The 23,891-nt window shown below is 66.1% G+C and carries 20 protein-coding genes, 1 tRNA gene and 1 pseudogene; 17 read left to right on the forward strand and 5 right to left on the reverse strand.

The features are described 5' to 3' along the window. Positions 1–20: 20 nt before the first annotated feature. The 3 genes from ABE463_RS12760 to ABE463_RS12770 form a co-directional block, all read right to left on the reverse strand. A complete protein-coding gene (locus tag ABE463_RS12760; RefSeq protein ID WP_346468421.1) occupies positions 21–1,184 on the reverse strand; it encodes a zinc-dependent alcohol dehydrogenase in 1,164 nt (387 codons plus the stop codon). Between the two features lie 183 nt (positions 1,185–1,367). Further along, positions 1,368–1,607, reverse strand: a complete 240-nt coding sequence (locus ABE463_RS12765) for a hypothetical protein (protein ID WP_184997070.1) — start codon at positions 1,605–1,607, stop codon at positions 1,368–1,370. Between the two features lie 91 nt (positions 1,608–1,698). Continuing rightward, a complete protein-coding gene (locus tag ABE463_RS12770; protein WP_346468423.1) occupies positions 1,699–2,187 on the reverse strand; it encodes a YetF domain-containing protein in 489 nt (162 codons plus the stop codon). Between the two features lie 156 nt (positions 2,188–2,343). Between ABE463_RS12770 and ABE463_RS12775 the strand changes: the two genes are divergently transcribed. The 9 genes from ABE463_RS12775 to ABE463_RS12815 all read left to right on the forward strand — a co-directional run bounded on the left by ABE463_RS12775 (position 2,344) and on the right by ABE463_RS12815 (position 9,712). Beyond that, positions 2,344–2,715, forward strand: coding sequence for a hypothetical protein (locus ABE463_RS12775; RefSeq protein ID WP_346468424.1), 372 nt, complete (start codon positions 2,344–2,346; stop codon positions 2,713–2,715). A gap of 278 nt (positions 2,716–2,993) precedes the next feature. Next, a tRNA-Arg gene (locus tag ABE463_RS12780) sits at positions 2,994–3,070 on the forward strand. A 180-nt stretch (positions 3,071–3,250) separates the two neighbouring features. Next, complete coding sequence (locus ABE463_RS12785) at positions 3,251–4,783, forward strand: aldehyde dehydrogenase family protein (RefSeq protein ID WP_179459102.1); 1,533 nt, start codon at positions 3,251–3,253, stop codon at positions 4,781–4,783. Beyond that, positions 4,783–5,568: an SDR family oxidoreductase gene (locus ABE463_RS12790; RefSeq protein ID WP_346468425.1), complete on the forward strand. Its 786-nt coding sequence runs from the start codon at positions 4,783–4,785 to the stop codon at positions 5,566–5,568. Before ABE463_RS12785 ends, ABE463_RS12790 begins: the two co-directional genes overlap by 1 nt. Before the next feature lie 50 nt (positions 5,569–5,618). Next, positions 5,619–5,903 (forward strand): DUF4190 domain-containing protein, encoded by a 285-nt coding sequence (locus tag ABE463_RS12795; protein WP_088434394.1) that lies wholly within the window; start codon positions 5,619–5,621, stop codon positions 5,901–5,903. A 7-nt stretch (positions 5,904–5,910) separates the two neighbouring features. Further along, a complete protein-coding gene (locus tag ABE463_RS12800) occupies positions 5,911–6,681 on the forward strand; it encodes a class I SAM-dependent methyltransferase (protein ID WP_346468426.1) in 771 nt (256 codons plus the stop codon). Between the two features lie 9 nt (positions 6,682–6,690). Continuing rightward, complete coding sequence (locus tag ABE463_RS12805) at positions 6,691–7,746, forward strand: quinone-dependent dihydroorotate dehydrogenase (protein ID WP_259261040.1); 1,056 nt, start codon at positions 6,691–6,693, stop codon at positions 7,744–7,746. After that, on the forward strand, positions 7,743–8,792 hold the full coding sequence (gene murB, locus ABE463_RS12810; RefSeq protein WP_346468427.1) for a UDP-N-acetylmuramate dehydrogenase: 1,050 nt from the start codon (positions 7,743–7,745) through the stop codon (positions 8,790–8,792). Before ABE463_RS12805 ends, murB begins: the two co-directional genes overlap by 4 nt. A 32-nt stretch (positions 8,793–8,824) precedes the next feature. Continuing rightward, positions 8,825–9,712 (forward strand): DMT family transporter, encoded by an 888-nt coding sequence (locus ABE463_RS12815; RefSeq protein WP_259261102.1) that lies wholly within the window; start codon positions 8,825–8,827, stop codon positions 9,710–9,712. Positions 9,713–9,748: 36 nt separating this feature from the next. Here the strand turns inward: ABE463_RS12815 and ABE463_RS12820 are convergent, their stop codons facing one another. After that, positions 9,749–10,915, reverse strand: coding sequence for a nucleotide sugar dehydrogenase (locus ABE463_RS12820; protein ID WP_346468428.1), 1,167 nt, complete (start codon positions 10,913–10,915; stop codon positions 9,749–9,751). Between the two features lie 337 nt (positions 10,916–11,252). Here ABE463_RS12820 and ABE463_RS12825 point away from each other — a divergent pair, with 337 nt between their 5' ends. Both ABE463_RS12825 and ABE463_RS12830 read left to right on the forward strand, forming a co-directional pair. Beyond that, positions 11,253–11,603 (forward strand): helix-turn-helix transcriptional regulator, encoded by a 351-nt coding sequence (locus ABE463_RS12825; protein WP_346468429.1) that lies wholly within the window; start codon positions 11,253–11,255, stop codon positions 11,601–11,603. Next, positions 11,600–12,907, forward strand: coding sequence for a HipA domain-containing protein (locus ABE463_RS12830; protein ID WP_346468430.1), 1,308 nt, complete (start codon positions 11,600–11,602; stop codon positions 12,905–12,907). Before ABE463_RS12825 ends, ABE463_RS12830 begins: the two co-directional genes overlap by 4 nt. Positions 12,908–12,927: 20 nt before the next feature. Here the strand turns inward: ABE463_RS12830 and ABE463_RS12835 are convergent, their stop codons facing one another. After that, a complete protein-coding gene (locus ABE463_RS12835) occupies positions 12,928–13,563 on the reverse strand; it encodes a cupin domain-containing protein (protein WP_123729087.1) in 636 nt (211 codons plus the stop codon). 326 nt (positions 13,564–13,889) lie between these two features. On the opposite strand from ABE463_RS12835, the gene ABE463_RS12840 reads away from it, so the two are divergent. The 6 genes and pseudogenes from ABE463_RS12840 (at position 13,890) to ABE463_RS12865 (ending at position 23,755) form a co-directional block, all read left to right on the forward strand. After that, positions 13,890–15,872, forward strand: a complete 1,983-nt coding sequence (locus tag ABE463_RS12840; protein WP_346468431.1) for a serine hydrolase domain-containing protein — start codon at positions 13,890–13,892, stop codon at positions 15,870–15,872. A 33-nt stretch (positions 15,873–15,905) separates the two neighbouring features. Then, positions 15,906–16,904 carry a dipeptide epimerase gene (locus tag ABE463_RS12845; RefSeq protein ID WP_346468432.1) on the forward strand — a complete coding sequence of 333 codons (999 nt, stop codon included), beginning with the start codon at positions 15,906–15,908 and terminating at the stop codon, positions 16,902–16,904. Then, on the forward strand, positions 16,901–18,898 hold the full coding sequence (locus tag ABE463_RS12850) for a serine hydrolase domain-containing protein (protein WP_346468433.1): 1,998 nt from the start codon (positions 16,901–16,903) through the stop codon (positions 18,896–18,898). The genes ABE463_RS12845 and ABE463_RS12850 overlap by 4 nt, the downstream gene beginning before the upstream one ends. 19 nt (positions 18,899–18,917) lie before the next feature. Then, positions 18,918–20,216: a peptide MFS transporter gene (locus tag ABE463_RS12855; protein ID WP_346468434.1), complete on the forward strand. Its 1,299-nt coding sequence runs from the start codon at positions 18,918–18,920 to the stop codon at positions 20,214–20,216. Positions 20,217–20,335: 119 nt separating this feature from the next. After that, positions 20,336–21,511 (forward strand): annotated as a pseudogene (locus ABE463_RS12860) (membrane dipeptidase). A gap of 30 nt (positions 21,512–21,541) precedes the next feature. Next, complete coding sequence (locus ABE463_RS12865; RefSeq protein ID WP_346468435.1) at positions 21,542–23,755, forward strand: TonB-dependent receptor; 2,214 nt, start codon at positions 21,542–21,544, stop codon at positions 23,753–23,755. Positions 23,756–23,891 lie beyond the last annotated feature (136 nt).

Here is a 23,891-nt window from a genome sequence, read left to right on the forward strand (position 1 = left end):
CAGGAGCCACAGCGTTCATATCAGGGCGTCAGGATCACCTTGCGGCAATCCTCCTCTTTGCGGTCGAAGATCTCGTAGCCACGCACCGCGTCTTCCAGCGACAGCCGGTGGGTCACGATCACACCCGGATCCAGCCGGCCTTCGCCGATATGGTCGAGTAGCTCGGGCATCAGCTTCTGCACATGGGTCTGGCCCATCTTGAAGGTCAGGCCCTTGTCGAATGCATCGCCGAGCAGGAAACCGTGAATGAAGCCGGCATACACACCGGGGATGCTCACCGTGCCACCACGACGGGTGGCCGCGATGCACTGGCGGATCGCCACGCCGCTGCTGCCTTCCACCTTGAGCGTGGTCAGCGCCGACTCCAGCGCACTGCCCTCCGCTTCGAAACCGACCGCCTCGATCGTCGCATCCACACCACGACCGTTGGTCTGGGTGATGATGTACTCCGCTGGATCTTCCACCTTGGTGAAATCGATCGGCGTCACGCCGTAGGTCTGCTGCGCGAATGCCAGGCGATACGGCAGGTGATCGACCATGAAGATCGTCTCCGCACCGAGCAGGCGGCAGCACGCGGCACTCATCAGCCCGACTGGACCGGCACCGAAGATCGCCACCGTGGAGCCCGGTTTGACGCCTGCATTGAGCGCGGCCTGGTAGCCGGTCGGCAGAATGTCGGACAGGAACAGCACCTGCTCATCAGCCAGCGCATCCGGAACACGCAGCGGCCCGACATTGGCCTTCGGCACGCGCACGAACTCTGCCTGCCCACCCGATACACCGCCATACAGATGGCTGTAACCGAACAGTGCCGCTGGCGGGCGGATGCCTTTTTGATTCACTGCCGCGCCCTTGCCGGTATTGGTGGTCTCGCAGGCCGCGAACTCAGTGAGCCGGCAATGGAAGCACTCACCGCACGCGATCACGAACGGAATCACCACGCGATCGCCCGGGCGCAGATCCATCACGCCTGCACCCACCTCTTCCACCACGCCCATGAATTCGTGGCCCAGCACGTCGCCCGTGTGCAGATCCGGGATCTTGCCGCGGTACAGATGCAGATCCGAGCCACAGATCGCCGTGGCGGTGACGCGCAGAAGGATGTCGTCCGGGGCGGCAAGCGCTGGGTCCGGCACGGTATCGACCCGTACGTCCTTGCTGCCGTGGTAAGTCAGTGCGCGCATAGCAAACTCCGTGTCCAAGTACCTCTGTGGTACGTGGTACGGCGTGGCAGCGTCGTGACCGCACCGTGTGCGGGGCGTTCACCCCGCCACTTTGCAGGCTGATACTCCCGCCACGCGGAGCGCTTGCCCTCGCGTGAGGCATGAATCATTCATTCTGCCGGTGCGCTGTCGGCCGGCAGCGTGTTACTCCACTGAAGGCGCCGAAGGCGTCTCCGGATCCGGCGGCAGCTCCTGCGGCGGCGATGCAGGCGCGGGATCACCCTCCGGCGGTACCTCCTGCGGCGGCTCCTGCGCCGGTGGATCGCCTCGGCCGGGCTCTTCCACCGGCGGCGGGGGCGGCATGGGGTCCGGGGTCGGGTCCGGCACCTGGGCGATCGCATCATCGCGTGGGGTCATCGCTTCACTGTCCAGTGGCATGTACATCGCACGTTTTCCTGTTGTGGGGCGGCTTCGACGCTACGCGGCATCCCGTCAACATCCAGCGAGGGCGACGCCGCCGGGCGCGTACGCCGGATCAGTCATCGCCTTCGGAACGGCCTTTGTGCACCGTGATCTCGCCCGAGGTTTCCAGCACGGCCAGCTCGACCTGCGCGAAGCCCTCACAGCCGTTCGCGCGCATCGCTACTTCCAGATCCGCCGGGCTGACGTTGCAGCGTTTCACCTGCTCCCAGTAGATCGTGCCGTGCCTCGCCAGCACCACGGGCACGCCCTCCACGATCTCGTTGAGGCGCTTGCTGCGCGCCCCCAGAAAGCCGACGAACCAGTTCAGGCCGATCAGGGTGGCCGCCAGAATGAGCCCGCCGGGCAGCGAAGTGTCCTCACCGATCAGCGAGTTCTGCACGGCCGTACCCAGCAGCACGATCACCAGGATGTCGAACGGCGTGGATTGGCCCATGGACCGCTTGCCGCTCATCCGGGTCAGCACCAGGACCACCACATACACCGCGACCGCGCGGAACACGAACTCCCACCATTCCATCCCCAACTCGAACATCTCATGCATCGCGGCAGCCTCTGTATGGCGAGGTCTGGACGATAGGAATTACCAGGTGAAGCCGGTGGGAGCACCCGCCCTTCACGGCGCCCCCGCCCCTTCGTAACAGCGGCAGGGCTAGCGTCGAGTCATTACCGCCCTACCCGTTCGCGCAGGAGACACGCCATGCAGCACGACAAGACCCCGCCCACCTCCGCCGACGACGCCCATGCCATGCACAACTGCCCGCCAGCGGAAGGCGCCGTCGACAAGAAGCGCACGTCGGAAAACCACGATGAGGCGTTGGAAGAGACGTTTCCGGCCAGTGACCCGATCTCTCCTTTTGTTGCGGCCAAGCCGCCTGACGATGACAAGGACGCAAAAGACCCGGATGCAGCGCGGCTGAAGACGGAGAACGAGGGCTATAACCAGCACGGCCACGGTAAGGGTGGCAAGGCGGGTGAAGGTGAGCCGGATGGCGTCCGTGAGGACGACGGCATCACCCAGCCGAACTTTGGCCAGGGTGATACGTCTGGCAAGCAGACCCCGGAGCGTTGATCAAACAAGGAGATGTCATGACGACTGCGCCGCGAGCACCTGCTACCAAAGAAGATGACCAGCAGAAGAGCCATACCCCGGACAAGCTGAGGAACGATGACGCCCGGTGGAAAGACAAGGACATGCCGGAGGCGGAGCATGGGGCGACCCCTGAGGATTATGAGCGGCCGCAAGCAACGTAGTTTGCGCGGCGCCCTCCGGTTGAGCGGGCAATCTGCTTTGGAGGGATGCACGGCTGCAGAGCCAACCTGTTTGCCTGTATCCTTGCAGGCCCTGTTGGCCCCGTAGCTCAGCTGGATAGAGCGTCCCCCTCCTAAGGGGAAGGTCGCCCGTTCGAATCGGGCCGGGGTCACCAACGACCGTTGCTTTCGCGCCAGTGCCGACCGGGCGGCTTCCGCCATGGTCTTGTGCCGATCGGCGCGCTGCACCGCCAGATGAGGCACTACGCCCCTCTGTTACCATTCGGGGTTCAGCTTGCCGCCCCCCACCCTGCCAGCGGCCAGCGCCTTACAAACGCAACGCAACAGGAGTTTGCATGTCCTCTGACCTGCTCAAGGCCCTCGGCCTCGACGCGACCAACGCTGGCACCTACCTTGGCAACGGCGAGTGGTCCACGGCCACCGATGCCGGTGTGATCACCCCGGTGAACCCGACCACCGGCGAAGCCATCGCCCAGGTCTACGCGACCACCGACGCCGACTACGAAACCATCGTGGCCCGCGCCCAGGAGGCCTTCAAGGTCTGGCGCACCACCCCGGCCCCGCGCCGTGGCGAAGCCGTGCGCCTGTGCGGTAACGCCCTGCGCGCCAACAAGGATGCCCTGGGCTCGCTGGTCGCGCTGGAAATGGGCAAGAGCAAGCCCGAAGGCGATGGCGAAGTGCAGGAGATGATCGACATCGCCGACTTCGCCGTGGGCCAGAGCCGCATGCTCTATGGCTACACCATGCATTCCGAGCGCCCGGGCCACCGGATGTACGAGCAGTACCAGCCGCTGGGCCTGGTCGGCATCATCAGCGCGTTCAACTTCCCGGTCGCGGTATGGGCATGGAACTCCTTCCTGGCCACGATCTGCGGCGACATCTGCCTGTGGAAGCCGTCCAACAAGACCCCGCTGACCGCGATCGCTTCGATGCGCATCTGCAATGAGGCGCTGCGCGAGGGCGGATTCCCGGACCTGTTCTTCCTGATCAACGATGCCGGCACCGAACTGTCGCAAAAGATGGTGGCCGACAAGCGCGTGCCGCTGATCAGCTTCACCGGCTCGACCCAGGTCGGCCGCCAGGTCGCCGAGAAGGTCGCGCATCGCCTGGGCCGCTGCCTGCTGGAGCTGGGTGGCAACAACGCGATCATCCTGGATGAAACCGCCGACCTGAAGCTGGCGGTCCCGGGCATCGTGTTCGGCGCCGTCGGTACCGCCGGCCAGCGCTGCACCACCACGCGCCGCCTGATCGTGCACGAATCCATCCATGACGACGTGCTGGCCACGCTGATCAAGGCGTACAAGCAGGTCGAAGGCAAGATCGGCGATCCGACCGACCCGGCCAACCTGATGGGCCCGCTCAACAGCGAAGGCGCAGTGGAGCAGTTCCTGGCCTCGATCGAGAAGGCCAAGGCCAGCGGCGGCACCGTGCAGACCGGCGGCACCCGCATCGATCGCGCGGGCAACTTCGTGCTGCCGGCCATCGTTACCGGCCTGAAGAACAGCGACGAGGTCGTCCAGCACGAGACCTTCGCCCCGATCCTGTATGTGATGAAGTACAGCACGCTGGACGAAGCGATCGACATGCAGAACGGTGTGCCGCAGGGCCTGTCCTCCTCGATCTTCACCACCAACCTGAAGACCGCCGAGCGCTTCCTCTCGGCAGCGGGTTCGGACTGCGGCATCGCCAACGTCAACATCGGCACCTCGGGCGCGGAGATCGGCGGTGCGTTCGGTGGCGAGAAGGACACCGGCGGTGGCCGTGAGTCCGGCTCGGACGCCTGGAAGGTCTACATGCGCCGCCAGACCAACACCATCAACTACTCCGACTCGCTGCCGCTGGCCCAGGGCATCAAGTTCGACCTGTGATGGACGCAGCGCCCCACCTGCCGGCCGGCCCGCGCCTGGAGTTCACCGGGCGCCGGGTGCTGATCGCCGGGGGCAGCAAGGGCATCGGGCGCGCGATGGCGCTGGCGTTTGCTTCGGCAGGCGCCCGCGTCTCGGTCTGCGCACGCGGTGAGGCCGGTCTGGCCGCGCTGCGTGCGGATGCCGGGGCGCTCGGCTTGGCCGTGCACACGGCCAGTGCCGACCTCTCCCAGCTGGACGACATCGGCCGCTGGCTGGCCGACGCCGCGCAGAAGCTGGGCGGCATCGACGTGCTGGTCAACAACGCGACCGGCTACGGCATGGCCGACGACGAGGCGGGCTGGGAAGCCAGTTTGAACGTCGACCTGATGGCCGCGGTGCGGGCTTCGCGGCTGGCCCTGCCTTGGCTGCAGCAGTCCAGTGATGCCTGCATTCTCCATCTGGCCTCGATCGCTGCCCAGCAGCCGCGCCCGGGTGGCGCGCCGTATGCGGCCGCCAAGGCTGCGCTGATGCACTACACCACCTCGCAGGCCCTGGCCCTGGCGCCGCAGCGGATCCGCGTCAATGCCATTGCCCCGGGCTCGATCGAGTTCGAGGATGGCTTGTGGGCGCGCCGGCGCGAGCAGGACCCGGAGCTGTATCGAAACACCCTGGCGAAGATCCCGTTCGGCCGCTTCGGCGAGCCGGCCGCCATCGCCAACGCCGCGCTGTTCCTGTGCTCGCCGCTGGCGGGCTGGATCACCGGGCATACCTTGAATGTGGATGGTGGCCAGGTCCTGATGGGATAAACCCGCCGCTGGCCCTATCATCGAACCACCCCACCGCGACCAGGACCTGCATGAGCCTTCCGCCCCGACAAACCAGTGCCATGGCCGTGGTCAGCCTGATCATGGGCATCCTCGGCTGGACCGCCCTGCCCTTCATCGGCAGCATCGCGGCGATCGTCACCGGCCACCTGGCCCGCGCCGAGATCCGCCGCCGCCCGCTGGAGCTGGAAGGCGACGGCATGGCCCTGGCCGGCCTGATCCTAGGCTGGATCATCGTGATCGGCAGCCTGCTCGCGCTGGTGGTGATTCTGTTGTTCTTCGGCGGACTGGCCTGGTTTGCCGCTACCCAATCGTGAGGTGCACATGAGCCGCTCGGATTCGACCGAACGCTTCAGCAGTCGGGTTGCCGACTACGTCCGCTACCGTCCCGACTATCCCCCGGCGCTGCTGGACTGGCTGCACCAGGACATCGGTGTTCCCACCGAGACCCTGGTCGCCGACATCGGCGCCGGCACCGGCATTTCCACCCGGCTGTTCCTGGCCGCTGGCCACCCGGTCATCGCGGTGGAGCCAAATGCCGCGATGCGCGAGGCCGCCGAGCAGTTGCTCGCGCCGGACTATCTGCGTCTGAAGGTTGCCGACGGCACCGCCGAAGCGACCGGTCTGGCCGACAACAGCGTGGGCCTGGTCGCCGCCGCACAGGCCTTCCACTGGTTCGACACCGCTGCGGTGCGCCACGAATGGGCGCGGATCCTGCAGCCCGAGGGCATGGCCCTGGTGTTCTGGAACTCGCGTCTGCTCGATGCCTCCCCGTTCCTGATCGGCTACGAACAGTTGCTGCTGGAGTTCGGCACCGACTACACCGAGGTGGCCGAGCGCTACCAGGACGATGACACCATGCGCGCGTGGTTCGGCGACGGCCTGCGCGGCATGGCCCGGTTGCCGAACGTGCAGCGCATGGACCTGGATGGCCTGCGTGGCCGCCTGCTCTCCTCCTCGTATGCCCCGCAGGCCGGTCACCCGCGCCACGCGCCGATGCTGGCCGCGCTGCAACAGCTGTTCGACGCCCATGCGGTGGACGGCCAGATCGCTTTTGAATACCAAACCCGTGCCTTTGTCGGCACGCTGGACTGATTGAACGCCATGTACTCGCTTGCCCGCCCCTTCCTGTTCGCCCTTGATGCAGAACGCGCCCACGGCCTTGGCCTGAGCGCGCTGGACCTGGCCTATCGCACCGGCACCACGCCGCTGATGGGCCGCCGCATCGACCCGCTGCCGACCAACGCGTTCGGAGTGAATTTCCCGAATCCGGTGGGCCTGGCCGCCGGCCTGGACAAGAACGGCGAGCACATCGATGCGCTGCTGGCGCTGGGCTTTGGCTTCGTGGAGATCGGCACGATCACCCCGCGCCCGCAGGCGGGCAACCCGAAGCCGCGTCTGTTCCGGCTGCCGGACCACCAGGCCATCATCAACCGCATGGGCTTCAACAACCTGGGCGTGGATGCGCTGGTGCGCAATGTCGAGCGTGCCAAGCGCCGCACCGGCCTGCTCGGCATCAACATCGGCAAGAACAAGGACACCCCCAACGAGCAGGCGTTCGACGATTACCAGCACTGCCTGCAGAAGGTGTATCCGCTGGCCGACTACATCACCGTCAACATCTCCTCGCCGAACACCGCCGGCCTGCGCGAACTGCAGGAAGAGACCGCGCTGCGCCAGCTGATTTCGCAGCTGCGCGAGAGCCAGGAAAGCCTGGCCGCCAAGCACGGCAAGCGGGTGCCGATGCTGGTCAAGGTCGCTCCGGACCTGAGCGACCGCGATATCGACGCCGCCGCGCGCGTGCTCGGTGAGCTCAAGGTGGACGGCGTGATCGCCACCAATACCACCATCGACCGCAGTGCGGTGGCCGGTGACCCACGTGCTAATGAAGCTGGCGGCTTGTCCGGCGCGCCGTTGCTGGGCCAGTCGACCCTGGTGCTGCGCCGCCTGCGTGCGCGTCTGCCCGAGTCGATGCCGCTCATTGGCGTCGGCGGTATTCAATCCGGCGCGGATGCGGTGGCCAAAATGGCGGCCGGCGCCGCGCTGGTGCAATGCTACAGCGGCCTGATCTTCCGTGGCCCGGAGCTGGTGCACGAGTGCGTGGAGGCGATCCGCCGCCGCAGGGAGGCGCCCAGCCGCGGCGCGGTGGCACCGCTGTGAACGACGCCATGACTGCCTGGGCCATCACTGAAAGCGCCTCGCTGAAGGCGCTCAACACCTTCCACGTCGACGCCACCGCTGCGCAGCTGCTGGAGGTGTTCGATCCTTCCGTGCTGCCGGAGGTGCTGGCGTTGCCGCGCGTCGCCGACCAACCGCTGCTGGTGCTCGGCAGCGGCAGCAACGTGCTGATCGCCGACAACGTGGAAGGCACCGTACTGGTGTTCGCCAACCGCGGCATCGAGATTCTGGAGCACCGCGCCGACCACACCATCGTGCGTGCCGGTGCCGGCGTGAACTGGCATGGCCTGGTGATGTGGTCGCTGCAGAACGGCTTGTCCGGGCTGGAAAACCTGGCCTTGATCCCCGGCACCGCCGGCGCCTCGCCGATCCAGAACATCGGCGCCTATGGCGCACAGGTCGGTGAGTTCATCCAGGCCGTGGATGCCTGGGACCGACACGAAAGCGACTGGGTGCGCTTCGATGCGGAAGGCTGCCAGTTCGCCTACCGCGACAGCATCTTCAAGCACGATCCGGACCGTTACCTGATCACTGCGATCGAGCTGCGTCTGCCGCTGCTGCATGGCCTGCGCCTGGGCTATGCCGGGATCGCCGAGGAAATGGAGGCGATGGGTGTGGAGCTGCCGGTGGCCGCCGATGTGGCCAACGCGGTGATCAACATCCGCCGCCGCAAGCTGCCCGATCCGGACGTGCTCGGCAACGCGGGCAGTTTCTTCAAGAATCCGATCCTGCCGCTGGAGCAGGTGGAGGTGCTGCTGCAGCACTTCCCCGAGCTGCCGGTGTTCCCGGCCGACGACGACAGCCGCCGCAAGATCTCCGCGGCCTGGATGATCGAAAGCTGCGGCTGGAGGGGCTACCGCGATGGCGATGCTGGCGTGGCGCCGAGCCATGCGCTGGTGCTGGTCAACCACGGTCAGGCCACCGGCGAAGAACTGCTCGCGCTGGCGCGGCGGATCTCCGCCTCGGTCCTGGAGAAGTTTGGCGTGCCGATTGAACCGGAGCCCAGGCTGATCGGCGCACAGTGGTGAACCCTGCCCGCGCGTTACCGGTGGCCACGCCGTTGCGGGCCGCCCTGCTGATGCTCGGCAGTACCTTGGCGTTCGGATTGATGGCGATCGCGATCCGCTACGCCACCCGCTACGTGCCGACCCAGGAAGTGGCGTTCTTCCGCAACGCCTTCGGCCTGCTGGCGCTGCTGCCGATGCTGATCCGCCCGGGCAGCGCACCGCTGAAGACACAGCAGCTGCCGCGCTACTTCCTGCGCAGTGCGATCGGGCTGGCCTCGATGCTGTGCGCGTTCTGGGCGATCGGGCATCTGCCGATCTCCCAGGCGATCTCGCTCTCCTACTCCACGCCGCTGTTCGTCACCATCGCCGCCGTGCTGTGGCTGGGCGAAACGGTGCGCATGCGCCGCTGGGCGGCGGTGATCATCGGCTTCATCGGCGTGCTGATCATCGTGCGCCCGGGCTCGACCAGCTTCACCCCCGGCACTCTGGTCGCCGTGGGCGCTGCGGTGCTGAGCTCGTTGGTGGCGATCCAGATCAAGCAGCTCACCCGCGTGGACAGCGCCGATACCGTGGTGTTCTACACCTATGTGTTCTGGGTGCCGCTGTCGCTGGTGCCGGCGCTGTTCGTGTGGGTCTGGCCGACCGGCCTTGCGTGGGTCTGGCTGGTGGCCACCGGTGTGCTCGGCACGCTGGGCCAGCTGCTGTGGACGCGCGCCCTGCGCCTGGGCGAGGTCTCGGCGTTGACCCCGATCAGCTTCATGCAGCTGCCGCTGGTGAGCGTGCTGGGCTGGCTGCTGTTCAATGAGGCGCTGGACCGCTGGACCGTGATCGGCGCCGGCATCATCCTCGGCGCCAATGCCTACATCGCCCACCGCGAAGCGGTACTGGCACGGCGGGCGAAGTCGCAGGCCGTCACCGCGGCCGCCAAGCCGGGGGAATAGACCCCGCAGGGGGTGGTGCGTGGATGCTCTCCAGGCTCAATCCGAGCCGAACAGATCCCGCGTGTACACCTTGTTCGCCACGCCCTCCAGCTCCGGCGTCAGCCGGTTGGCGACGATGATGTCGGCCTCGGCAAGGAACGCCGCGAAATCGTTGACCACGCGGGAGCGGTAGAAGGTCGGCTCGGTCAGCACCGGCTCGTACACGATGACCTCGATGCCCTTGGCCTTGATCCGCTTCATCACGCCCTGCACCGCCGAGGCGCGGAAATTGTCCGAGCCGGCCTTCATCACCAGCCGGTAGATGCCCACCACCTTCGGGTTGCGGGCCACGATGTCATCGGCGATGAAATCCTTGCGCGTGCGGTTGGACTCGACGATGGCGTGGATCAGGTTCTGCGGCACCTTGCTGTAATTGGCCAGCAACTGCTTCGTATCCTTCGGCAGGCAGTAACCGCCGTAACCGAAGGACGGGTTGTTGTAATGGCCGCCGATGCGCGGATCCAGGCTGACGCCTTCGATCATCTGGCGCGTATCCAGCCCGTGCGAACTGGCGTAGGTATCCAGTTCGTTGAAGTACGCCACCCGCATTGCCAGGTAGGTGTTGGAGAACAGCTTGATCGCCTCCGCCTCGGTCGCGTCGGTGAACAGCACCGGCACGTCCTTTTTGATCGCGCCTTCCTTCAGCAGCTCGGCAAACACCGCCGCGCGTTCCGAACGCTCGCCCACGATGATCCGGCTCGGGTGCAGGTTGTCATGCAGCGCGCGGCCTTCGCGGAGGAACTCCGGCGAGAACAGAATGGCGTCGGCGTTGAACTTGGCCCGCAACGCGGCCGTGCAGCCGACCGGCACGGTCGACTTGATCACGATGACGGCCGAGGGATGGATCCGCACCACATCGGCGATCACTGCCTCGACCGAGCCGGTGTTGAAGTAGTTCGACGTAGGGTCGTAATCGGTCGGCGTGGCGACGATGACGAAGTCCGCACCTTCATAGGCCTGCGCAGGATCCAGCGTGGCGGTGAGGTTCAGCGCGCGATGGGCGAGGAAGTCCTCGATCTCGGCATCCTCGATGGGCGACTGGCGGGCATTGATCATCGCCACCTTGGCCGGATCGATGTCCAGCGCGACCACCTCGTGATGCTGCGCGAGCAGGACCGCGTTGGAGAGGCCTACGTAGCCGGTACCGGCGACGGCAATCTTCATTGGAGGTCCTTCTTCTGCAGCGCCCGGAGTTAACCGCGGATTTTAGCAAACGCGGCGGGGCGGGCGCCTGGGCGGCAGTGCTGCGTCGCGGCAGCGTTCTGGCACACACCGCGACCTGGGCAGTGGTCTGCCGTCGCGTCTGGGATTCGTGCGGCTACCCCCGCCCGCCCTGAAAAGCCTCGCCGCGTTACGCGTCATATTTGGCGCTTTATCGCAAACAAACATCAGTAAAGCGTCATATATGTCGCTTTACTGAAATTCAGCTTAAATGTCGTAAACCGCCATTCTTGACGCTTTATCGCAATAGTGCGATACAAAGCGTCAGGAGGGTCACCTTATGACGATCACACATCTGATGACGGACGAGGCTGTCCTGGCTGAGCTGGGGCAACGTCTCGCCCGCGTGCGGCTTTCGCAGGGCATCACCCAGGAGCAGCTGGCCGATGCTGCGGGCGTCTCCAAGCGCACCGTGCAGCGGCTGGAAGACGGCACGCCCGCCCAGCTGGCCAATCTGATCCGTTGCCTGCGCGCCCTCGGCAGGCTGGATGCGCTGGACGTGATGCTGCCCAGCGACGGCCCCAATCCGATCGATCTGCTGAAGCGCCGCGGCCACCAGCGCCAGCGCGCGCGACCCGGGGTGGCCGAGCCGGCACCCGCCAAGCCCTGGACCTGGGGCGATGAGCAATGAGCACCACGGCCGAGGTGCGCCTGTGGGGCAGCCGGATCGGCGCGGTGACGCTGGCCGACGGCGAGCGGACCGCGCAATTCGCCTACGACCCGGCCTTCGCACGCTCCGGCATTGAGGTCGCCCCGCTGACCATGCCGCTCGCGGCGGATCCGATCTACGGTTTCCCTTCCCTCAACCCGGCCAGCTTCCATGGTTTGCCCGGCCTGCTCGCCGACGCCCTGCCGGACAAGTACGGCAATACCCTGATCAATGCGTGGCTGGCCACGCAGGGCCGCACGCCGGACAGCTTCAATGCGGTGGAGCGGCTCTGCTACACCGGCACGCGCGGCATGGGGGCGTTGGAGTTCTCGCCTGTGCATGGACCGCGCGTGCGCACGGCACACAAGATTCAGATCGATGCCCTGGTCGCGCTGGCCACCGAGGTCCTGAGCAACCGCGACAACCTGCGTGCCTCGTTCGGCGATGAAGACCGTGCGGATGCGCTGCGCGACATTCTGCGCGTGGGTACCTCGGCCGGTGGCGCTCGGGCCAAAGCCGTGATCGCCTGGAACGAAAGCACCGGCGAGGTCCGATCGGGCCAGGCCGCGGCGGCGCCAGGCTTCAGCTACTGGCTGCTCAAGTTCGATGGCGTGCAGAACAACCGCGACAAGGAACTGGCGGACCCCAAGGGCTACGGCGTGGTCGAGTATGCGTACGCGCTGATGGCACGCGAGGCGGGCATCCAGATCAGCGAGTGCCGGCTGCTGGAGGAAGGCGGCCGCCGCCACTTCATGACCCAGCGCTTCGATCGCACCGATGCCGGGGGCAAGCGCCATATGCAGTCGTTGGCGGCGATGGCCCACTTCGACTTCAATGATCCCACGGCGTACTCCTACGAACAGGCCCTGCTGGTCATGCGCCAGTTGCGCCTGCCCATGGCGCAGCTGGAGGAACAGTTCCGGCGGATGGTGTTCAACGTGCTCGCGCGCAACCAGGACGACCACGTCAAGAACATCGCCTACCTGATGGACCGCCAGGGCCAATGGTCGCTGTCACCTGCGTTCGATATCACCTGGGCGTACAACCCGGACGGCGACTGGACGGCCCGGCACCAGATGTCGATCAACGGCAAGCGCGAGGGATTCGATCTTGCCGACCTGGCCGCCTGTGCCGCGACGGCCTCGATCAATGCCCGCCGCGCCCGGGACATCATCGAGCAGGTCCGGCAAAGCGTGCTGCGCTGGCCGCACTTTGCCGACGAGGCCGGCGTCGCCGAGGTCTGGCGCGATCAGATCCGTGGCAGCCTGCGCACGGACATCCGGTGAAGCGAGCGCCTCAGCTCTGATCAGACACTCCCCTCGTGCTCATGCAGGGTGATCAACGACTCCATCAGGTCCTCGTCCGCACTCGCGCACACGGCCAGCAGCACCGCTTCCTCGCAGCCGGTATCGACGATGTAGCCATGGCCCATCTGACTGTCGATATAAATGCCCTGCCCCGTCTCCAGCACCACCGGATCGTAGAACTCGGTGTGGACCTGGATGCGGCCTTCCAGCACGTGCACGTATTCCTCGCCCGGGTGGCGGACCAGTTCACCGAATTCGGCGGTGGTCTTGGCGCGCACCTTGGTCAGGATCGGAATCATCCGCTTGCGCCGCAATTCGGTGCACAGATAGTAGTAGTCGTAGTTGTCAGTCTGGACCCGCAGCGCCTTGTCCAGCGAGCCGAGGCTGCGCCGGGCGGTGACCGGCTTGGGCGCGCTGTCGCTGTCCGGCTCGGAAAACAGCTCGGACATGCGCAGGTTCAAGCGCTGCGCCAGGTGCTGGAGCTTGTCGTAGGTCAAGGTCAAGCGGTCGTGCTCGATCTTGGACAGCGTGGACAGGGGAATTTCCGTGTGCTCGCTCATTTCCTTGAGCGTCCAACCCTGGCGCGTGCGCAGACCGCGCAGCAGGGTTCCGAGCGTCGGGCTTTTGGGGCTCATCGACAGGACCTTTGGGCTATTGCTGGTGAAGTAGTGGATACGATACTACGTAGAGATGAATGCAATCCTGATCAGGATCGTTTCTTGTCGCGTTCGTCTCTCATTTCGCCTTTCAAGGCACTGAAAACGTTCCCAATGGCGGGGGAACGCCGCCTGTAGGCCTCGCACCCCCCCCCGATGTGCGCACAAGGCGACGGCCCCGGAGGGATCACGCACATTTGACATTTCTCTGATCAGGAATATTGTTGTCTGATTGAGATGGTTTTGGGCCCTCTGACGCAATTGCCTCGGGTGCCCCGTCTTCCAGTTCGCAAGGGGATCGTCACATGCGTGCGTTGTCAGGCTTTGTCGCGTTGTGTTGTGGGCTGTTGTTGACCTTCCAGGCGGATGCCCAGCAGCAGCCGCCCTCCCCGCCGGCCGCGCCGGTACCGCAGGCCGATTCCGTTGCCCGGCTGACCGCCGACGATGCGACCACCTGGCTGGATGGCTTCATGCCGTACGCGATCGTACGTGGCGATATCGCCGGTGCGGTGGTCACCGTGGTCAAGGACGGCCAGATCCTGGTCCGTCGCGGCTACGGTGTCTCCGATGTGGCCAAGCAGACGCCGGTGGACCCGGACCGCACCCTGTTCCGGATGGCCTCGGTCTCCAAGTTGATGACCTGGACTGCGGTGATGCAGCTGGTGGAAGCGGGCAAGCTGGATCTGGACGCGGACATCAACCAGTACCTGGATTTCAAGGTGCCCGAACGCGGCCTGCCGATCACGCTGCGCCAGCTGATGACGCATACCGGTGGCTTCGAGGCCAACATCAAGTACATGTGGACCAGCGAGGCGGTCGCCGAAGCCGGTGGCATCGAACTGGGGCCGTACCTCAAGCGCCGCGTGCCGGCGCAGATCTTCCCGCCGGGCACCGTGCCGGCGTATTCGAACTACGGCACCAGCCTGGCCGGCTACATCGTCGAGCGCGTGTCGGGCCAGCCGTTCGCCGAGTATGTCGAGCAGCACATCTTCGTGCCGCTGCAGATGCAGCACGCCAGCTTCCGCCAGCCGCTGCCGCCGGCGTTGCGCGCCCTGGTCACCCAGGGCTATGCACTGGGCTCGGGCAAGCCGCGTGCGTTCGAAGTCACCCCGTCCGCCCCGGCGGGTGCGCTGTCGGCCACCGGCAGCGACATGGCGCGCTTCATGATCGCGCACCTGAGCGCGGCGGGCGGTCATGACACGGCCATCCTGAAGGCGGCGACCAGCCAGCTCATGCTGACGCCGCAGACGCGCTTCGCGCCGCCGCTCAACACCATGGCGCTCGGGTTCTATGAGATCGACGTCAACGGCCAGCGCGTGGTGTCCCACGCCGGTGACACCTACTCCTTCCACTCGCAGCTGTTCCTGTTCCGCGACCACGATGTCGGCCTGTTCGTCTCGCTCAACAGCGCCGGCGCCAACGGCATCACGGGCCCGATCCGGCGTGAGCTGCTGGAGAACTTTGCCGATCGCTATTTCCCGGCCGCCGCCCCGGCCCCGTCCGTGGCCGCCGACGCCGCGCTGGCCAAGCAGCAGGCGCGCCTGCTGGCCGCGCCGAGCTATCTCGATTCGCGCCGTGCCGAAACCGGCATCGGCCGCACCGGCATCCTCACCCAGACGCGCCTGGAAGCCCTCGACGATGGCAGTCTGCGTCTGCCGCGCCTGAAGCAGCCCAACGGGCAGCCCACCACCTTCAAGCCGGTCGCTCCGTGGCTGTGGCAGGCGACCAACAGCGAGCTGCGCCTGGCCGCCATCCTCAAGGACGGCAAGCCGGTCGGCTTCGCGGTGGATTCGTCCTCCCCGTTCAACGTGTTCCTGGCCGCGGAAGGCTACCGCTCGGCGCTGTGGCTCAAGCCGTTGCTGACGGCTGCCGTGAGCGTGCTGGCGCTGTCCGCACTGGCCTGGCCCATCGCGGCGTTCGTGCGGCGTCGTCATGGCCGCGTGCTCGGCTGGCCGCGCAGCACCCTGCTGGCCTATCGCCTGAGCCGCGCCGCCTGCTGGTTCATGCTGCTGGTGCCGGCCGTGGCCATCGCCGTGATGGCCTGGGCGTCGGCGGATTTCGCCCGCCTCGACGATCGTCTGGATCCGGCGGTGATCGGGCTGGGCATCGGCTCGGTGATCGCCATCGTCGGCGGCATCGGCGCGACGGCCTGGAATCTGGTGCAGACCTTCCGTGCCGGGCGCAGCTGGCTGGCGCGCGTGTGGGCGGTGCTGCTGCTGATCGCCGCCTGCCTACTCGCTTACGCCCTGGTCCTGATGGGCCTGGCCGACTTCGCACTCAACTACTGACCCGTAGCCCCACCACGGGGCTGGAGACATCCTGTGAAACTGACCCTGCAGATCGACTCGCTTGCGTTGCTGGCCCCGTTCCGGATCAGCGGCTACGTGTTCGAACACGCCCCGGTACTGCGCGTGGAACTGGAAGACGGCGGCCATCGCGGCCGTGGCGAAGCCAGCGGCGTGTACTACTTCGATGACACGCCCGAGCAGATGCTGGCCACGCTGGAACTGCTGCGTGCGCGGATCGAAGCCGGCATCACCCGCGCCGAGCTGCAGCAGCTGCTCCCGCGCGGTGGCGCGCGCAACGCGCTGGACTGCGCCCTGTGGGACTTGGAAGCAAGCCGCACCGGCAAGCACGCCTGGGCACTGGCCGGCCTGTCGCAGACCCGTCCCCTGCTGACCACCTGGACGCTGGGCGCCGATGACCCGGGGACCATGCAATCGATCGCGACGGGGCGCTATGCGCCGGCCAAGGCACTCAAGCTCAAGCTCAGTGGCGATCTGGATATCGACATCGAACGTGTGCGCGCCGTGCGCAAGGTGCGCCCGGATGTGTGGATGGGCGTGGATGCCAACCAGGGCTACAGCGTGGATGTGCTCGATGCGCTGATTCCGGTGCTGCTGGAGAACGACATCAAGCTGCTGGAGCAGCCGCTGCCGCGCGGCCGCGAGGCCGAGCTCAAGGGCTTCGCGCGGCCGCTGCCGTTCGCCGCCGACGAGAGCGTGCAGGACGTCTCAGAGATCGAAGCGCTGGCAGGCCTGTTCGACGTCATCAACATCAAGCTCGACAAGGCCGGCGGCCTCACCGAAAGCCTGGCGATGGTCGGCAAGGCCCGCTCGCTGGGCATGCAGGTGATGGTCGGCAACATGATCGGCAGCAGCTGGGCGATGGGCCCGGCGTTCATCGTGGGCCAGCACTGCGACGTGGTGGATCTGGATGGCCCGCTGTTCCTGAGCGATGACCGGGTGCCGGGCCTGCGCTACGACGGCGGACTGGTGCACTGCGACGATGCCGTATGGGGCAAGGGAGTGCACGCATGAGCATGTTGCGCACCTTTGCTTCCGGCCTGTTGCTGGCATCAACCGCGGCGTTCTCGCCGCTGCATGCGCAAGCGCCGACGCCGGCTGCTGCACCAGTGCCCGCGACCACCGAATCGCCTGACGGCATCACGCCCGCGTCGGCGCCGGCCGGCACGCTGGATGCGGCCCGGGTCGACACCTTCCTCGATGGCCTGGTGCCCTACCTGATGGCGCAGGGCGATCTTGCTGGCGCCGTAGTCACGGTGGTCGAGAATGGCAAGGTCGTCACCGAGCGCGGCTTCGGCTTCTCCGATGTCGAGAAGCGCACGCCGGTGGATCCCAAGACCACCCTGTTCCGTCCCGGCTCGATCTCCAAGCTGTTCGTCTGGACCGCGGTGATGCAGCTGGTCGAACAGGGCAAGCTGGACCTGGACACCGACATCAACACCTACCTGGACATCAAGGTCCCGGCCAAGGGTGAGCCGGTCACGCTGCGTCAGATCATGACCCACACCAGCGGTCTGGAAGAGCGCATGCGCTACCTGATCGTGCTGGGTCCGGACCATCCGGCCAACCGCGACAACTACCTCAAGGACTGGGTGCCGAACCAGATCTCCGCACCCGGCACCAAGCCGGCGTACTCCAACTACGCCACCGGCATCGCCTCGTATATCGTCGAGCGCGTCAGCGGCCAGCGCTTCGAGGATTACGCTCGCCAGCACATCCTGCAGCCGCTGGACATGCAGTACGCCAGCTTCGAACAGAAGCTGCCGGCCGAACTGCTGCCGCACGCCGCCAAGGGCTACCTGCTGGGCTCGGGCAAGAGCTACCCGGCCGAGAAGAACACCGCGCCAGGCGTGGGTGGGCTGTATGCCTCCGGCGCGGCAATGTCACGTTTCATGATGGCCGCGCTCAATCATGGTGAGCTTGATGGGCAGCGCATCATGCGTGCCGAGACCAACGCGCAGATGCTGACCCCGCAGGCCGCGATCCTGCCGCATCTGCCGCGCATGACGCTGGGCTGGATGGCCTCGGACACCGGCGGCTACGAGACCCGCTCGCACGGCGGCACGATGCTGTTCTTCTATTCGTGGCTGTGGATGATCCCCGAACGCAACATCGGCGTGTTCGTGTCGACCAACAGCGTCGGCCGTGATGCGGCCGGCTCGGCCCTGCGTGCGCAGGTCTGGGAACGCTTCGTGGAGAACTTCCTGCCGACGTTGCCGATCGAAGCGGCGGGTCCGGGCGTGGATGCCGCTGTCGCGCGCGAACATGCCGCAGCGCTGGCCGGCGTGACCTGGCAGAGCACGCGTCGCTCGGACAGTTCGTACCTGCGCATGCTCTCGCTGTTCGCGCCGACGCGCGTGCACCCGCAGGACGACGGCACGATCACCGTCGATGGCCAGAAGGGCCTGAACGGTCAACTGCTGCGCTGGCGCGAGGTGTCGCCCTGGTTGTGGCAGCAGGAAAACGGCCGCGGCCTGTTGGAAGTGAAGGTCGAGGATGGCCGGCCGGTGTACTTCTCCGGCGGCCCGTTCGCCTCGGTGTTCGGCTTTGAACCGATTCCGGGCTGGCGTTCACCGGCGTGGCTGCGCCCTGCGCTGTTTGTCGCACTGGGGTTGCTGACGCTGTCGGCCGTGCTGCGCATCGGTGGCGTGTTCGTACGTCGTTACTACCGGGTCAGCGCACCGGCAGAAGGCCGCGGCCTGCGCTGGCTGCAGACGTTGTCGATCACCACGCAGCTGGGCACCGTGGTCGCCTGGGTGCTGTACGTGAAGTCGATCGCTGCACCAGGCGGGATTTCCGGTTACAGCAATGGTCCGCTGATCCTGATGCAGGCGCTGTCCTGGCTGAGCGTGTTCGCAGCCGTGGCCCTGGTGTGGGTGGCGGTCCGTGCGCCGGCCAGCTGGCCCCGCGTGCGCCGCTACGGTGCCTGGGTGGTCGCACTGGCCGGCGTGGTGGTGGCGTTCGTCGCCATCACCCAGCGCCTGATCAGTACCGGCCTGCAGCTCTGACCGACGGACGCCCCGCCCGATGATGATCGATGCACCGCGCAAGGCCTGCTTCGGGCAACCGCCAGGCCTGACCATCCTGTTCCTCACCGAGATGTGGGAGAAGTTCTCCTACTACGGCATGCGGGCACTGCTGGTCTATTACATGACCAAGCAGCTGCTGTTCTCGCAGGAACAGGCCTCGATGGTCTATGGCCTGTACACGGCGCTGGCCTACCTCAGCCCGGTGTTCGGCGGCATGCTCGCCGACCGCTGGCTGGGCAAGCGACGTGCGGTGATCCTGGGCGGGGCGATCATGGCGTTCGGCCATTTCCTGATGGCCTTCGATGCGCTGCTGTATCCGGCCCTGCTGGCGATCGTGCTCGGCAACGGCCTGTTCCTGCCGACCCTGCCCGGCCAGGTCGGCGATCTGTACCAGCGCGATGATCCGCGTCGTGGCTCGGCGTTCAACGTGTACTACGTGGGCATCAACCTCGGCGCGTTTCTCGCCCCGCTGATCTGCGGCACGCTGGGTGAGGTGTACGGCTGGCATGTGGGTTTCTCCGCCGCCGGCATCGGCATGCTGCTGGGGCTGGTGATCTACATCACCGGCCGCCGCCACCTGCCGCCGGACCCGCCGCGCAGCGAGCGCGCCGCATTGCCTTTCTCGGCGCTCTGGCAACCGGCCTACCGGCCCCTGCTGCAGCTGATGGCGATGATTGCCGGGCTCATCGTGGTGTTCCGGCTGGCTTACGAGCAGATCGGCAACACCATCGCGATCTGGCTCGACACCGGCGTGGACCGCGTACTCACTGCGGACTTCACGATTCCGATGACGTGGTTCTTCTCGCTCAATCCGCTGCTGGTGTTCTTGATCACCCCGCTGCTGGTGCGCCGCTGGACGCGGCAGGCGCGCGGCGGTCGTGAACCTGCGGCGCTGACCAAGATGGCGATCGGCGCCGCCGTGGTCGGCCTGTCGTTCGTGCTGGTGGCGATCCTCGGCGGGGAACCGTCGGCCAAGGTCGGCTGGCTGTGGGCCGCGCTGTTCTTTGCGATCTTCACCTTCGGCGAGCTGTTCATCCTGCCGGTGGGGTTGGGTCTGTTCGCGCGTCTGGCCCCCGCAGGCTTCGGTGCGACGATCATCGCGTTCTGGTTCCTCGCGTCCTTCGGCGGCAACCTGCTGGCCGGCGCGGTCGGCATGCTGTGGTCAACGCTGTCCAGCACCGTGTTCTTCTCGCTGATGGGCGCGACCTGCATGCTGGTGGCGGTGCTGCTGCTTCAACTTGAACGACGCGCTCGGCCGCTGCTGGCGGGCAATGGAACGCCCGCGCGGAACACGTGATCACTGTCTGGAATTGCTGCGATGCAATAGCTCGCGATGGAATGATGTTTTCCGATTGCGCTTGACATATATCCGATCAGGATAAATATTCCCTAAACAGGATTTGTAGGGATATCGTAATGCCCGATCAGTTTCCGCAGTCCCCCGGCCGTCGCCGCCTGCTCGGCCACGCGGTCGCCTTGAGTGCTGGCGCCCTCGCCTTCCCGGCGATTGCACGCGGTCGCCACCAGGCGCTGCCGGACGTCCCCACCGCCTATTCGACACGCGCGATCGATCTGGTCAGGGAGTCGCTGGTGATCGACATGCTGGGGGTGATCAAGATCGACCTCCGCCCCGAGTACTACGCCAGCCGCATAAGCGAACAGGATGCGGCCGACATGCGTGCCAGCGGCATCACCGGCTTCCACCATGCGATCGGCATCGGCGGTCCGGATGCCTACCAGGACACGCTCACCTACCTCGCCGCCTGGAACGGTTTCGTTGGCCGCAACAGCCACGTTTTCACCTTGGTTGGCGAGGCCGAGGACCTGGATCGGGCCAAAGCGGACGGCAAGGCGGCGATCATCATGGGCGTGCAGAACGCAGAACAGTTCCGCACGCCGGCCGACGTCCGGATGTTCTATCTGCTGGGCATGCGCTGCGCGTAGTTGACCTACAACGCACAGAACCTCATCGGCGCCGGCGCCACCGATCGCATCGATGGTGGCGTCAGCGATTTCGGCGTGCAGATCATCCAGGCGATGCACGAGACCGGCATGCTCATCGATGTCTCGCATTGCGGCGACCGCACCACGCTGGATGCGATCGACCTCGCGCCCGGCCCGATCGCCATCACCCATTCCAACTGCCGCGCGCTCAACAACCACCCGCGGGTGAAGACCGATGAGGCCATCCGCAGGCTGGCGGCCAAGGGTGGCGTGATGGGCGTGACCGGCGTGCGGATGTTCGTGCGCGACCGCGAGCCGACCACGGTTGAACACATGGTCGACCACATCGATCACGTGGTGAAACTGGTCGGCATCGACCACATCGGGATCGGCTCGGATGCCGATCTGCAGGGCTATGACCACATGCCCGCCGAGCAGAACAAAGCGCTGCGTGCCGGCTACAAATCCAGCTACGCGTTCCGCGACAAGATCGATACCGATGGTTTCAATCATCCCCGCAAGACGTATGACCTGACCGAAGTGCTGATACGGCGCGGCTACAGCGACGAGCACATCCGCAAGATCCTCGGCGGAAATTTCAGGCGGCTGCTCAGCCAGACCTGGAAGCCGGTCGTCCTTCCCGCCTGACCCCGTTCCTGATTCCGGAGAGTCCGCCGCATGCGCAAGACGATGACACGTTCGATCCTCGCCACCACCGTTTCCCTGTGCTGCATGGGCCTTGCCACCCCGGCCCTGGCCCAGGACGCCGATGCCGACGCCGATGGCAACCGCAGCACCCCCGATGTGGTGGAGCTCGATCGCGTGGTGGCCACCGCACAGAAGCGCAGCGAGAACGTCATGGAGGTGGCGGCCGGCGTCAGTGTGATCAGCGAAGAGCGCCTTGAAGCCTTTGGTGCGACACGGCTCAACGACTTCGCCGCGTATGTGCCCGGGTTCCAGGTCGACAGCGGCGGCGCGCCCGGGCAGACCACGATGGCATTGCGCGGCGTAGCGCCTCTCGGGGGCGGCTCGATCATCGGCACCTACATCGACGACACACCGATCGGCCCGAGCAGCAACAAACAGCGCGCGACCACCTACGCACTGGACCTGCTGCCGTATGACATCCAGAGCGTGGAAGTGCTGCGCGGCCCGCAGGGCACGCTGTACGGCGCCAGTTCGATGGGCGGGCTGTTCAAGTACATCACCAAGGCGGCCGATCCGGATGCGTTCGAGTTCCGCGCCGGGACGGATGTGAACGCGACCAAGGAAGCCGGCGATACCGGCATCGGCGTGCGCACGGCCTTCAACGTACCGCTCATTGAAGGCAAGCTGGCCATGCGCGCCAGCCTGTCGCGCCAGAGCACGCCCGGCTACGTCGACCAGCCCGACCTGACCGGGGAGGATGCCAAGGACAGCAACGGCTACTACCAGCTGGCCTCCCGCCTGGCGCTGACCTGGCGCATCAGCGACACCGCCAACCTGCGCGTGCAGGCGCTCTCGCAGATCGTGGATGCCGACAACTCCAGCGCGGTGGGGCTGACCTACCCCACGCTGGAGCCGATCCGCGGCCCACTCGAAGGCATCCTGCAGCGCGCGACGCCGTACCGGATGGAAACGGACTACTACTCGGCAATCCTGGACTGGGACCTGGGCAATGTGGATTTCGTCTCCGCCACCAGTTTCTCCGAAACCCGCATGGATGAAGTGCAGGACTCGTCGCTGGTGTATGGCGTGGCCTGGCCGTATCTGACCCCCTACCCCGCCGGCCAGGCGCAGTTCGATGTCTTCCTCGGCACGCAAAAATGGACGCAGGAGTTCCGCCTCAGCTCCAAGGAAAGCGAGCGCTTCGAGTGGCTGCTCGGTACCTTCTTCACCGGCGAGAAGAACGCCAACCGCCAGCAGGTCAGTGCCTACGATGCAAATGGCATCCCGCTGCCGTTCAATCCCGGCACCGCGAGCCTGCCGGGCACCTATGACGAGCAGGCGATCTTCGCCGATGTCACGTACAAGTTCAGCCCCCGCTTCGATGTCTCCGCCGGTGTGCGGCATGCGCGCAACCAGCAGGACTTCGAGCAGCACAGCATCGGCCTGCTGTACGGTCCGCGGCCGATCGATCTGGCCGATTCCGCCGATGACAACGTGACGACATGGAAGCTGGCCTCGCGCTGGCACCTCAACGACAGCTCGATGATCTACGCCCGTTACGCCACCGGCTACCGCCCGGGTGGACCAAACGTATCGACCTCCGGCGTGGTGCCGATGACCAAGGCCGACACGCTGGACAACCTCGAACTCGGCTTCAAATCGCACTTCTGGGACCGCCGCGCGATGATCGATCTGGCCTTGTTCCGGATCGACTGGGACGACATCCAGGTGCGTGTGTCCGAGAACGGCCTGAGCTGGATGGGCAACGCCGGCAGCGCGCGCAGCCAAGGGGCGGAGCTGAGCATGATGGTGCGCCCGGCCGAGCGCCTGACCGTGGGCCTCAACGCGGCCTACATCGATTCGAAGATCGGCGACGTGCCGACGTCGAGCGGCCTGGTCGCAGGTGGCCGCATGCCCATGACGCCGCGCCTGAGCTGGTCGAGCACCATCGATTACGACTTCGATGTGAGCGACCAGTGGCAGGGCCGGGTCGGTGCGGGTTACCGCGTCACCGGCGAACGCGTGGCCGGCGCGTACGAGATCGACAGCTACAACGCGTTGGACCTGCATGCCGAGCTGACCAACATGACGTGGACGGTCCGCCTGTATGCCCGCAATGCCACCGATGAGCGTGCTTATGTCTCCACCGGCTCCGTCCGCGACGCGCTCAACCGCTACGTGGCGGTGACCGGCGTGCCGCTGCAGCCGCGCACCATCGGCATGTCGATCGACTACCGATACTGACCGACGCCACAGGCACGATCCCGAGAATCCCAATTGGGTTGCATATTCTCTGATTAGGACTTATACAGGTCCAACGAGGCCAACGACTGCCACCGTCGCTGTCGTGGGTGCTCACCCTCTGCCGCTCGCCTACTGG

It is taken from the genome of Stenotrophomonas sp. TWI819 (assembly GCF_039673075.1).
Lineage (GTDB): Bacteria > Pseudomonadota > Gammaproteobacteria > Xanthomonadales > Xanthomonadaceae > Stenotrophomonas > Stenotrophomonas rhizophila_B.